Source organism: Dactylosporangium sp. NPDC051087 (assembly GCF_055586325.1).
This window is the reverse complement of record NZ_JBVJIJ010000020.1, coordinates 35,986-47,976: the sequence shown is the minus strand read 5'-3', so window position 1 is coordinate 47,976 and position 11,991 is coordinate 35,986. Positions and strand designations below refer to the sequence as shown.

Genomic DNA, 11,991 nt, shown 5'->3' with positions numbered 1-11,991 from the left:
CTCCCCCCCCCTCCCCCCCTCCCCCCCCCCCCCCCCCACCCCCCCCCCTCCCCCCCCCCCCCTCCCCCCCCCCCCCCCCTCTCCCCCCCCCCCCCCCCCCCCCCCCCCCCCCACGACTTCAGGTGCTGTGTTGTGGTGTCGGTCTTACTTGGTGAGCGGCGACAGCTTCGGGTCGTTGGCGTACGCCTCGGCGGCGTTGGCCTTCGTCACGATGACCGGCGCGAGCAGGTACGACGGGATGACCTTGACGCCGTTGTCGTAGGACTTGGTGTCGTTGATGGTCGGCTCGTTACCGGCCTGCAGCGCCTTGACCATGGTGATGGTCTCGGCGACCAGCTTGCGGGTGTCCTTGTTGATCGTGGAGTACTGCTCGCCGGCCATGATCGACTTGACCGACTCGACCTCGGAGTCCTGACCGGTGACGACCGGGACCGGCTTGCTGGCGGCCTTCACCGAGGTGATGATCGCGCGGGCCAGGGTGTCGTTCGGGGAGAGCACACCGTCGAGGGTCTTGCCGGCGCCGTAGGTCGAGGTCAGCAGCGAGTCCATGCGCTGCTGCGCGCCCTCGGCCTTCCAGCCCTGGATCGCGGTCTGCTTGACGTCCGTCTGGCCGGAGCCGACGACGACGTCACCCTTGTCGATGGCCGGCTTGAGCACGTCCATCGCACCCTTGAAGAAGACACCGGCGTTGTTGTCGTCCGGCGAGCCGGAGAACAGCTCGATGGTCCACGGGCCGGTCGGCTTCTTGGCCTTCATGCCGTCCAGCAGGGCCTGACCCTGCAGCTGGCCGACCTTGAAGTTGTCGAAGGCGATGTAGTAGTCCAGGTCCGGCGTCTGGGTGATGAGCCGGTCGTAGGCGATGACCTTGGCGCCGGCGTCCTTGGCCGCCTTGACCTGGGTCGAGAGCTGCGCGGCGTCGGTCGCGCCGATGACGATGACCTTCGCGCCCTTGGTGACCATGGCGGAGATCTGCGCCTGCTGGTCCGCGACGGTGGTCGACGCGCCGGCGTACTGCACGTCGGACTTGAAGCCGGCGTCCTTGAGGCCGTTGGTGAACAGGTCACCGGCGAGCACCCAGTTCTCCGACGTCTTCGACGGCAGCGCGACGCCGATCAGGGAGTCGGCGGCGAAGCCCTTGGCGGGCGTGTTGCTGCCGGTGCCACCGTCACGCTCGGAGTCGCCACAGGCGGCCGAGCTGAGTGCGAGCAGAGCGACCGCGCTGACGGCGAGGCTCCTGGTGAGGAACTTGCGCATGTTTGGCAGTGCCTTTCTTCGGATGGTGGTGCGGGTGTTGGGGCGGGACAGGGTGTCAGCCGGCCACCGGGGTCTTGGCGGCCTCTTGTCCGGTTCCGGCTGGTGCGGACGGACCTCCGGATGACTCCCGGCGGAAGGGTTTGCTCAGCGATCCGATGATCGAGAAGCGACCCTGGCTCTTGTTGTAGACGTCGAACGCGACGGCGGCGAGCAGGAACAGACCCTTGATGATCTGGGTCCAGTCCGCACCGGTGCCGATCAGCTGCAGGCCGTTGGTGAGCAGGGCCATGACCAGACCGCCGACGATCGAGCCGCTGATGGTGCCGAGGCCGCCGGAGACCGCCGCGCCGCCGATGAAGACGGCCGCGATGGCGTCCAGCTCCCAGCTGAGGCCGTCCTGCGGGCCGGAGGCCCCGGAACGGGCCACGAAGATCATGCCGGCCAGTGCGGCGAGGACCGACATGTTCATCATGACGAAGAAGTTGACCCGCTTGAGCTTCACGCCGGACAGCTCCGCGGCGCGGGAGTTGCCGCCGACCGCGTAGATGTAGCGGCCACCGGCCGTGTTGCGGGTGTAGAAGGAGTACGCGAGGACCAGGACGGCCAGGATGATGCCCGAGATCGGGAAGCTGGTGCCCACCCGGCCGCCGGCGAAGCGCAGCGTGGCGAAGACGATCACGCCGAGCATGACGACCAGGCGGATCAGCGACACCCACAACGGCGTCGGGTCGGCGTTCATCGCGAAGCGGACCTGGCGGGCCCGGTACTCGCGGTAGACCACGGCGAGACAGGCGACGAGCCCCAGGATCAACGTCGGATTGTTGTACCCGGTGTTGGGACCGATCTCGCTGAGGTAGCCGGCGCCGATCTTCTTGAAGGCCTCCGGCACCGGCACCGAGTCGGCGTTGCCGATGTACTGGTTGGCGCCGCGGAAGAGCAGCATGCCGGCCAGGGTCACGATGAAGGCGGGCACGCCGATGTAGGCCACCCAGAAGCCGTGCCACGCGCCGACGATCGCGCCGACGCCCAGGCCGAACAGGATCGCCGCCCACCAGGGCAGGTCCCACTCCTTCATGACCTTGGCCACGATGATGCCGACGAAGGCGGCGACCGACCCGACGGACAGGTCGATGTGACCGGCCACGATGACCATCAGCATGCCGATGGCCAGGATCAGGATGTACGAGTACTGGCTGACCACGTTGATGAGGTTGCCGGACTGCAGGGTCAGCCCGTCGGTCCTGATCTGGAAGAACAGGATGGTCGCCAGGAGCGCGAAGATCATCCCGAACTGCCGGGCGTTGGAGGTCGAGCCCCCGAAGAGGTTCTTCTGCAGGTCTTTGAATCGGCTCATGGCGTCGGCATCTTCTTCACACTCGGCGAGGTCTTCGTGGAGGTCATCTGCTTCATGAGGAGTTCGGGGTTGGCGTCGCGGCGGTCGATGTTGCCGGTGATCGTGCCTTCGAACACCGTGTAGATGCGGTCGCACAGACCGATCAGCTCGGGCAGCTCGGACGAGATGACGATGACGCCCTTACCCCGGTCGGCCAGCTGCTGGATGATGCCGTAGATCTCGTACTTGGCGCCCACGTCGATGCCGCGGGTCGGCTCGTCGAGGATCAGCAGGTCCGGGTCGGTGAACATCCACTTCGCCAGGACGACCTTCTGCTGGTTGCCGCCGGAGAGCTTGGTGACGCCCTCGTCGACCGTCGGCGTCTTGACCCGCAGGCTCTTGCGGTACTCCTCCGCGTAGGTGTGCTCCTTGACCTGGTCGAGCACGCCGTTGCGGGAGATCTTGGACAGCTTGGCCGCCACCATCGACGTCTTGATGTCGTCGAGCAGGTTGAGGCCGATCGCCTTGCGGTCCTCGCTGACATACGCCAGGCCCGCCTTGATGGCGTCGGAGACCGACTTGAGCTCGATCTCCTTGCCGTCCTTGAAGATGTGGCCGGACAGCCAGTGCCCGTAGGACCGGCCGAAGATGCTCATCGCGAGCTCCGTGCGGCCGGCGCCCATCAGACCGGCGAAGCCGACGATCTCGCCGCGCCGGACGTTGAAGCTGGAGCCCTTGCACACGAGGCGGTCTGCGGAGATCGGGTGCCGGACCGTCCAGTCGCGGACCTCGAAGAACACCTCGCCGATCTTGGGCGTGTGGTCGGGGAACCGGCTGCTCAGGTCGCGGCCGACCATCCCGCGCACGATGCGGTCCTCGTTGACCCCTTCGCCCTTGACGTCGAGGCTCTCGATGGTCTTGCCGTCGCGCAGGATCGTGATGGTGTCGGCGATCGCCTCGATCTCGTTGAGCTTGTGCGAGATCATGATCGAGGTGATGCCCCGCTCCTTGAAGCCCTTGAGCAGGTCGAGCAGGTGCTGGGAGTCGTTCTCGTTGAGCGCGGCGGTCGGCTCGTCGAGGATCAGCAGCCGCACGTCCTTGGCGAACGCCTTCGCGATCTCGACCAGCTGCTGCTTGCCGACGCCGATGTCCTTGATGAGGGTGTCGGGGTCTTCCTTGAGGCCGACCAGCGCCATCAGCTCATAGGCCTTCTTGTTGGCGGCCTGCCAGTCGATCGCGCCGAACCTGCGGGGCTCGTTGCCGAGGAACAGGTTCTCGGTGATCGACATGCCCGGGACGAGCGCGAGCTCCTGGTGGATGATCACGATCCCGGCGTGCTCGCTGGAGCGGATGTCCGGGAAGCGGACCTCGTTGCCCTGGTAGAAGATGTCGCCGGTGTATGAGCCATATGGGTAGACACCGCTGAGGACCTTCATCAAAGTGGACTTGCCGGCACCGTTCTCGCCGCAGATGGCGTGGATCTCGCCGGCGCGGACCACCAGGTTGACGTCCGACAGAGCTTTGACGCCGGGGAACTCCTTGGTGATCGACCGCATCTCCAGCAAGACCGGAGCGCTGCTCGTCATGTTGCCTCCGGGGGAACGCCAGTTGGCACATTTGTTGTGGCGACCAACTTATTTCAGATCGCAGACTTTGCAAAGCCGCCAGCTGGACTGGTTGGTAACAATCCGGTAATGACGCAGCCTCGCGAGCCACGGTCTCGTGTCAGGGCGGTGAGCTGCGTGTGTCCGAGCGTAAATCAAATTGTTTTACAAAGTCAACGTCCTGGGAGAGGATGTGATGAGCAACTGTGAGAAGGCGGTAACGCGTGCGACAGGTAGGGACCAACCTCCCTAAAGTAGGACAATATAACCGGGCTGTGGTGCTGGATCAGATTCAGCTCGCGGACGGGGTCAGCCGCGTGGAGATCGCACAGCACACCGGGCTCACCCCGCAGACCGTGTCCGGCATCGTCCGGCGGCTGATCGACGAAGGCATCGTCCACGAGGACGGCGCCCGCACGTCCAACGGCGGCAAGCCCCGCACCGTCCTGCGCCTCAACGCCGACGCCGGCCGCGCGGTCGGCCTGCACTTCGACCCGGTCGAGCTGGCCGCGGTCGTCGTCGACCTCCTCGGCCGCCCCCTCGTCACCGCCCGCCGCCCCACCCCGCGCCCCCTCGAGCCCGCGCTCGTCACCGCCGCCATGGCCGAGCTCGTCGACGAGGTCCTCCTGGAGGCGGGCGTCCAGCGCGGCCAGGTCCTCGGCCTCGGCCTCGCCGCTCCCGGCCCCATCGACCAGCACGTCGGCATGGTCATCTCCCCGCCGCAGCTCGCCAACTGGAGCCGCGTGCCGATCAAGGAGATGCTCGCCACCGCCACCGGCCTCGACGTCACCCTCGACAACGACGCCACCGCCGCCGCCGTTGGCGAGCGCTGGGCCGGCGCCGGCCGCGGCGTCGCCAACTTCGCCTACTTCTTCCTCGGCACCGGCGTCGGCGGCGGCCTCGTCCTCGGCCACCAGGTCTTCCGCGGCGGCTCGATGAACGCCGCCGAGTTCGGCCACACCACCGTCGCCGACGACGGTCCCGGCTGCTACTGCGGCAACCGCGGCTGCCTGGAAAGCCTGGTCAACCCACCCGCGATCGTCGCCGCCGCGCACCGGCTCCTCGCCGCCGCCGATCCTGGTCCTGTCGCCGCGGACCCGGTCCTGGCCGCCGGTTCGGGTCACGCCGCCGGTTCGGGTGCCGGCGCCGCGGATGTGCGGCTCGTGGCCGACGCGCGGCTCGGTGGGGCGGGGCCGGGCGAGTCGTCGCTCGCCGCGATGTTCCGGGCCGACCCGTCCACTGTGGACCATCAGGCGGTCTGCCTCGCCGCGGCGGCCGGCGACCCGCTCGCGGCGTCGGTCATCGACGAGGCCGCGGAGCACCTCGCCACCGTCGTCGTCAACGTCGTCAACATCGTCGATGTCGACCTGGTCATCCTCGGCGGCCACGGCATCCGCCACGTCGAGAGCCGCTTCCGCCACGCGGTCGTCCGTGCCCTCGCCACCCGGCCCCTGGCCAGGCACATCCGCGTCGTCGACGTGGCGCTGTCCCCGCTCGGCGTCGACGCCGCCGTCGTCGGTGGTGCCGCGCTGGTCCTGCACTCCACCTTCTCCCCGCAGGTGTCCTCGCTGCTGCAGGCGTGACCGGATGCCCGGCCGCTTCGACCCGCGCACCCTCGCCGCGTACGCGTGGGTCTTCGACCTGGTCGCCGCCGACGACGAGGTGCGGTCCGCCGCACTGCGCCGCCACACGGCACTGCTCTGGCGCCCCAACGAGCCCGGCCCGACCGGCACCCTCGCCGACCCGGTCGACGCGTTCACCGAATGGCAAACCGCCCTCGGCGCCGACGAGCTGCGCGCGCTCGAGCCGTACGCGCTGCTGCTCATGCAATGGCGCCAACGGTTCCCGGCCGAATGGCGGCGCGTCGCCCGCCTCTGGCCGCCGGTGTCCTGGCCTGTCGAGGCCTTCATCCGCCACGGCGCGTCGGCGGCGAGCCGTGCGGCACTGGAGGACCTGGTGCTGGACGCCGTCCACGGCACCGGCGGGGGACGGGGGCTCGTCCGCCTGGCCCGGTTCCTCGACGGCCCGTCGTTGCGCGACCGGCTGCGCGCGGCGGCCGGCTCGGCCGACCTGACCGTCCGGCTGCGCGCGGGGCATCTGCGCTGGCTCGTCGAACATCCCGGCGAGACCCCGACCACCCGGTCGTGGCGCCGCTGGCGACGCACGCACGGCGTCCCCGTCACCCGTCCGCGTCCCGCACCGGAGCTCGCGGCCATGCCGGCCACCGAGGCGGCGGCGGAACTCGCGACCCTGGACACACTGGCCCTGACCGCCGCCTTCGAAGCCCTCGAACCAGCCGTGGCGGCCCGCATCGCGGCGGCCATGCTACCGGCGCCGTCCTCCGCAGCAGCCGTGCCGGCAACGTCCTCCGTGGCGGCCATGCTGCCGGCGTCGTCCTCCCCGGGAGCCGTGACCGCCTCCTCCGCGGGAGCCATGGCGGCGTCTTCCGCGGGAGGTGTGACGCCATCCTCCGCAGGAGCCGTGGCGGCGTCGTCCTCTGCGGGAGCCGTGGCGGCGTTGTCGTCCGTGGGAGCCGTGGCGGCGTTGTCGTCCGTGGGAGCCGTGGCGGCGTTGTCGTCCGTGGGAGCCGTGGCGGCGTTGTCGTCCGTGGGGGCCGTGGCGGCGGCGATGGCGGCGATGGACGCCCGCACGGCGGCGTGGATGTGCAACTCGATGCCGGAGTCTCTGGCCGCCGAGCTGCTCGCGGCCATGCCACCGTCCGCGGCCGCGGACCGGTTCCCCAGGCCGAAACGCGACAAGGTCCTGCTGCTGATGAGCGTCGAGGACGCGGTCGCCCGGCTGTGCGCCATGTCGCCGCTGCGGGCCGCCCAGCAGCTGTGGTGGCGGCCCGCGGACCTCGCCGCGCGGCTGCTGACGGCGATGCCCCCGGACACCGCCGCGGCTGTGCTCGCCCGGGTCCACCGTGGATGGGGGCCTGCGCCGATCCTGGCCGCGCTCCCCACGGGAGCCGCCGCCGACCTCGTGGACAGGATGCCGCCGAGAGACCGGGACCGGGTCCGCTGGATCGTCGAGCGCGAACGGTTCGCCTGCGCCAGCAAAGCCGCTGCCGAAGCCGCCACCCGGGAAGCCGCCGTCGAACTGGCCGCCCGGGATGCCGTGGCCGGACAAGCCGCAGCCGGACGGGTCGTGGCCGGACAATCCGTGGCCGGTGAAGGCACGCCCGAAGCGGCCACCGGTGAAGCCGCCGGTCAAGCGACCACCCATGAAGCCGCCGGGGAAGCGGCCACCGGTGAGGCCGCCGGGCAAGCGACTCCCCGGTGAGGCCACCGACCAGGCGACCCCTCGGTGAAGCCGCCGGCCAAGCGGCCACCGGTGAGGCCGCCGGGCAAGCGACTCCCCGGTGAGGCCGCCGGCCAGGCGACCCACCGGTGAAGTCGTTGCCGGGGGCGGGATCAGGTGACGTCGCGGCGGGTGAGCAGCAGGGCGGCCGAGCCGATGAAGACGGCCGTCCAGGCGACCAGGACCAGCGCGGCCGGGACACCGTCCAGAGTGGACAGTACGCCGGGGGTGCCACCGGCGGCGAACGGGACGGCGCCGGCGGCACCCGCCAGTGAGCCCGCCGCGGTGCCCGGCAGCAGGTCCGCGACCGCGCCGACCGGGGCGAGGACATCGCCGGTGCCGCGCAGCAGGTTCTCCACCGCCAGGGTCCAGACCATCCCCAGGCCCACGGCGAGGGCGGGGCCGCGGGCCAGGACACCGAGCATGACCCCGCAGGCCGTCCACGTCGCGTGCATCAGCAGCGCACTGCCGGCGGCGCGGGCCAGGGACGAGGCCGGCGGGAGGGCGAGGGACTGCGACTCGGCGAGCCCGACGGCGGTCGCGGCGGCGAAGTTCACCGCGAACGTCGCCGCGACCAGGCCGGCGACGAGGACGCCGAGCGCGGCGAGCAGGCCGGCGAGTGCGCGCGGCCGCGACGGCGCCGTGGTCAGGACCGTCTTCCAGGTGCCCCAGCCGTAGCCGCTGCCCGCCGCGACGGCGCCCAGGATCAGCAGGATCGCCCCGCCGAACATCGGCATCCCCTCGACCGTCGTCACCGGTACCCCCGCGGGCAGGAGCCCGGCGAGCAGCGGCGCGTCGTCGCTGACCGCCCGGCTGCCGGTGCGCAACGACAGGTAGTCGAAGACGTAGCCGAACAGGAGGTCCAGGGCGAGGCCCACGCCGAGCAGCACCCACACGACCGGCCACTTCCGCAGCCGCAGCAGCTCCGCGCTCATGCCGCACCGCCGGTCAGGTCGAAGAAGACGTCCTCCAGGGAGCGTTCGGCGGCGCGTACCTCGTACACCAGCACCCCGGCGGTGACGAGGGCCCGCACCAGCGGCGGGGCTTCGGCCGCGCAGCGCACCACGTCGCCCGAGACGGTCGCCGCGGGGTCGAGCGCCGACGCGACGGCCAGCGCCGTGTCCAGGGGTTCGGCCCGCACGCACAGCGTGACCCCGCCGCGGATCGCCGCGACGGTGCTCTCCGCGACCAGCCGGCCCGCGCTGATGACGCCGACCCGGTCGCAGACCTCCTGGACCTCGCCCAGCAGGTGGCTGGACAGCAGCACCGTGCGGCCCTCTGCGGCGAGCTCGCCCAGCAGCCGCCGCATCGCCGCGGACCCGCCCGGGTCGAGGCCGTTGGTGGGCTCGTCGAGGACGAGCAGCTCGGGGTCGCCGAGCAGCGCGGCGGCCACCCCGAGCCGCTGCCGCATGCCGAGGGAGCAGGCCCGCAACGGCGCGGTGCCGTCGAGCCCCACCCGGTCGAGCGCGGCGCCGGCGGCCGCGTCGGGCAGACCCCGGTGCCGGGCCAGGACCCTGAGGTTGTCGCGGCCGCTGAGGTACGGGAAGAGCCCCGGCCCCTCGATCAGCGCTCCGGTGTGCCGGGCCGCGACCGTCGTGGTGCCGGACGTCGGCCGGACCAGGCCGAGGATCATGCGCAGCGTCGTCGTCTTGCCGGCGCCGTTGGGGCCGAGGAAGCCGTACACCTCTCCCTTGTGGACGGTCAGGCTGACGCCGTCGACCACGGCCCGGGTGCCGTAGCGGCGGGTCAGCCGGTCGGTGGAAACCATCGTCTCGCTCATGGGTCGAGCATCGGCGCCGGCGTGCGGTGCCGCGTCAGCGTGCGGTCGGCATCGCACGTACGTAAATCCGCGTATCCTCGCACCGATGTGGTCCAGGGTGTGGCCGGCGCTGCTCATCGCCGGCACCGGTCTCGCCGGCACCGGCGACGCCGGGGAGGGCGAGTTCGGCTGGACCCGCGCCCCCGACCTGGTCGCCTACCTGCTGGTGGTCGCGGCCGCGCTGGCGGCGCTGCCGCTGCGGCGGCTGCCGTCGGTCACCCTCGCCGGGTGCGGTGCCGCGGTCGTCGCCTACCTGGCCGCCGGCTATCCGGTGGGGCCGATCCTCGTCGCGGTGCCCGTCGCCGCCGCCGGGGCGGCCGTGGCGTGGCCCGCCCGGCGGTCGGTCCCGGCCAACGTAGTGCTCGGTCTCGCCGTGTACGTCGCCGGTGGGCTCCGCTTCGGTCTGCCGTACAGCGGCATCGCCGGGACCTGGCCGCTGCTGGTCCTCCTCGCGGTGGCCCTGCCCGCGGCGATCGGCGTGAACGTCCGCACCCGGCGCGACGCCCTCGCGGAGGTGCACGAGGCCACCATGCTGCGCGTCGTCGCCGACGAGCGGACGCGGGTGGCGCACGAGCTGCACGACTCCGTCGGGCACGGCCTCGCCGTCATCGCGATGCAGGCCGGGGTCGCGCTGCACGTCCTGGACCGCGACCACGCCAAGGCGCGGGAGTCCCTGGAGGCGATCCGGGCGACGAGCCGCGAGTCCCTGGAGGCGATGCGGACCGAGCTGGGCCTGCTGCGCGCCGGCGACGGACCGCCGGGCGAGGACGGACCTCTCCGGCCGGCGCCCGGGCTCGCCGACATCCCGTTGCTCGCCCAGCGGATCGGGTCCGGCGGCCTGGTCGTCCACACCGACGTCTGGGTGGGCGAACTGCCGGAGGAGGTGGACGTCGCGGCGTACCGCATCGTGCGCGAGGCGCTCACCAACGTCCTGCGGCACGCGGACGCGGGCGTCGCCCGGGTCAGGGTCGCCCGCGACGGCGACGACCTGCTCGTCCAGGTCACCGACGACGGCAGGGCCACGGGCCCGATCGTCGAGGGCAGCGGGATCGCCGGGATGCGGGCCCGTGCCTCACGTCTCGGCGGCACCCTCGACGTGGCCGTCCTGCCCGGCGGTGGTCTCGAGGTGACGGCGCGTCTGCCCCTGGAGCCGCCGCGGGAGGGCGCGTGATCCGGGTCGTGGTCGCCGACGACCAGGCCCTGATCCGCATGGGCCTGCGGACCCTGCTGGACGGCGAGCAGGACATCGAGGTCGTCGCCGAGGCCGCCGACGGCCGGGAGGCGGTCGCCGCGGCGCGCCTGCACCACCCCGGTGTCGTCCTGCTCGACGTGCGGATGCCGACCCTCGACGGCCTGGCCGCGCTGCGGCAGATCACCGCCGACCCTGCGCTGGCCGCGGTACGGGTCGTCATGCTCACCACGTTCGAGCTCGACGAGTACATCTTCACGGCGCTGCGCGACGGCGCCAGCGGCTTCGTGCTCAAGGACGCCCCGCCGGAGGACCTGCTGCGCGCGGTGCGGGTCGTCGCCGCCGGCGAGTCGCTGCTGTCGCCGTCGGTCACCCGCCGCGTCATCGACCGTTTCGGGGCCACCGCGACCCCGCCGCCGGTGCCGCACCCGCACCTGCACCTGCTCACCGAGCGGGAACGGGAGATCGTCGCGTGGGTCGCCACCGGTCGCTCCAACGACGAGATCGCGGCCGCGCTGGTCGTCAGCCCGGCCACCGTCCGCACCCACGTCGGCCGGGCCATGCTGAAGCTGCACGCCAGGGACCGTGCCCAGCTCGTCGTCTTCGCCGTCCAGTCCGGCCTGCGCATCTGAACCGGCACGCGCGAACCGCGCCGGTCGCGAACTGCCCCGCGGCGAGCGCCCGCACCACCGCGCCGCCGGGCAGGATCTCCACAGCGGCCACGACCGCGCTGCCGGCGAACGGCGGCCGCCGTAGAGTGCGTGGGTGACGTTGCGCGGAGTTCTGCTCGACCTCGACGGGACGTTGCTCGACCATGAGGCCGCGGTGACGAACGCGCTGCGGCGCTGGCTGCCGTCGATCGGCGTCGCTCCGTCGGCCGGGCTCAGGGCGCTGTGGTCGGCGGTACAGGAGCGGCATCTGGCGGACTGGCGGGCCGGGCGGATCACGTTCCAGCAGCAGCGCCGCCGTCGCGTCCGTGACTTCCTCGCCGCGATCGACCGGCCCTGCGACGGCCCCGACGAGGAGCTCGACGCCGTCTTCTCCGGGTTTCTCCGCCTGTACGAACTGTCGTGGACCCCCTACGACGACGCCCTCCCCGCCTTGCGGGCGCTGCGGCGGGCCGGGCTGCGGACCGCGGTGCTGACGAACGGGATCGAGGAGCAGCAGACCGACAAGCTCGCCAGGATCGGCCTGCGCGAGCTTGCCGGCCCGGTGTACACCGCCGAGACCCTGGGCCTGTTCAAGCCCGACCCCGCCGTGTTCGCCGAGGCGTGCCGCCGCTGGGGGCTGCCGCCGGAGTCGGTGGTGAGCGTCGGCGACCGTCACGACCTCGACGTGCTGCCCGCCAGGTCCGCCGGCCTGCACGCCGTCCACCTGGACCGTGACGGGACCGGCCCGGCGGGCGAGACGCACCGCGTCACGTCCCTCGCCGGCCTGCCCGCCGCGCTGCTCGCCCCCTGACGCTCCAGACCCCGGTGCGGGTTGTCCAACG

The 11,991-nt window shown here is 72.0% G+C and carries 10 protein-coding genes; 5 read left to right on the top strand and 5 right to left on the bottom strand.

Features of this window, described 5'->3' with window-relative positions:
* Nucleotides 1–144 precede the first annotated feature (144 nt).
* The 3 genes from ACZ6TV_RS33920 to mmsA are packed head-to-tail and all read right to left on the bottom strand — an operon-like array spanning nt 145 to nt 4,173.
* The gene (locus ACZ6TV_RS33920) at nt 145–1,254 is read right to left on the bottom strand and encodes a substrate-binding domain-containing protein (protein WP_465301676.1); all 1,110 of its coding nucleotides are present in this window, start codon (nt 1,252–1,254) and stop codon (nt 145–147) included.
* Nucleotides 1,255–1,309: 55 nt separating this feature from the next.
* Nucleotides 1,310–2,608 carry a multiple monosaccharide ABC transporter permease gene (gene mmsB, locus ACZ6TV_RS33915; RefSeq protein WP_465301674.1) on the bottom strand — a complete coding sequence of 433 codons (1,299 nt, stop codon included), beginning with the start codon at nt 2,606–2,608 and terminating at the stop codon, nt 1,310–1,312.
* Nucleotides 2,605–4,173: a multiple monosaccharide ABC transporter ATP-binding protein gene (mmsA, locus tag ACZ6TV_RS33910; RefSeq protein ID WP_465301672.1), complete on the bottom strand. Its 1,569-nt coding sequence runs from the start codon at nt 4,171–4,173 to the stop codon at nt 2,605–2,607. The genes mmsB and mmsA overlap by 4 nt, the downstream gene beginning before the upstream one ends.
* Before the next feature lie 293 nt (nt 4,174–4,466).
* On the opposite strand from mmsA, the gene ACZ6TV_RS33905 reads away from it, so the two are divergent.
* Together ACZ6TV_RS33905 and ACZ6TV_RS33900 are read left to right on the top strand one after the other, a co-directional pair.
* Nucleotides 4,467–5,774, top strand: a complete 1,308-nt coding sequence (locus tag ACZ6TV_RS33905) for an ROK family transcriptional regulator (protein WP_465301670.1) — start codon at nt 4,467–4,469, stop codon at nt 5,772–5,774.
* A gap of 4 nt (nt 5,775–5,778) precedes the next feature.
* The gene (locus ACZ6TV_RS33900) at nt 5,779–7,473 is read left to right on the top strand and encodes a magnesium and cobalt transport protein CorA (RefSeq protein ID WP_465301668.1); all 1,695 of its coding nucleotides are present in this window, start codon (nt 5,779–5,781) and stop codon (nt 7,471–7,473) included.
* Between the two features lie 131 nt (nt 7,474–7,604).
* Here ACZ6TV_RS33900 and ACZ6TV_RS33895 read toward each other — a convergent pair whose 3' ends face one another.
* Together ACZ6TV_RS33895 and ACZ6TV_RS33890 are read right to left on the bottom strand one after the other, a co-directional pair.
* The gene (locus ACZ6TV_RS33895; RefSeq protein ID WP_465301666.1) at nt 7,605–8,426 is read right to left on the bottom strand and encodes an ABC transporter permease; all 822 of its coding nucleotides are present in this window, start codon (nt 8,424–8,426) and stop codon (nt 7,605–7,607) included.
* Nucleotides 8,423–9,271: an ABC transporter ATP-binding protein gene (locus tag ACZ6TV_RS33890; protein ID WP_465301664.1), complete on the bottom strand. Its 849-nt coding sequence runs from the start codon at nt 9,269–9,271 to the stop codon at nt 8,423–8,425. The genes ACZ6TV_RS33895 and ACZ6TV_RS33890 overlap by 4 nt, the downstream gene beginning before the upstream one ends.
* Nucleotides 9,272–9,356: 85 nt before the next feature.
* Here ACZ6TV_RS33890 and ACZ6TV_RS33885 point away from each other — a divergent pair, with 85 nt between their 5' ends.
* From ACZ6TV_RS33885 to ACZ6TV_RS33875, 3 genes are all read left to right on the top strand, one after another.
* Nucleotides 9,357–10,481 (top strand): sensor histidine kinase, encoded by a 1,125-nt coding sequence (locus tag ACZ6TV_RS33885; protein WP_465301662.1) that lies wholly within the window; start codon nt 9,357–9,359, stop codon nt 10,479–10,481.
* Nucleotides 10,478–11,131 carry a response regulator transcription factor gene (locus ACZ6TV_RS33880; protein WP_465301660.1) on the top strand — a complete coding sequence of 218 codons (654 nt, stop codon included), beginning with the start codon at nt 10,478–10,480 and terminating at the stop codon, nt 11,129–11,131. The genes ACZ6TV_RS33885 and ACZ6TV_RS33880 overlap by 4 nt, the downstream gene beginning before the upstream one ends.
* Nucleotides 11,132–11,264: 133 nt before the next feature.
* Nucleotides 11,265–11,960 carry an HAD family hydrolase gene (locus ACZ6TV_RS33875; RefSeq protein ID WP_465301658.1) on the top strand — a complete coding sequence of 232 codons (696 nt, stop codon included), beginning with the start codon at nt 11,265–11,267 and terminating at the stop codon, nt 11,958–11,960.
* Nucleotides 11,961–11,991 lie beyond the last annotated feature (31 nt).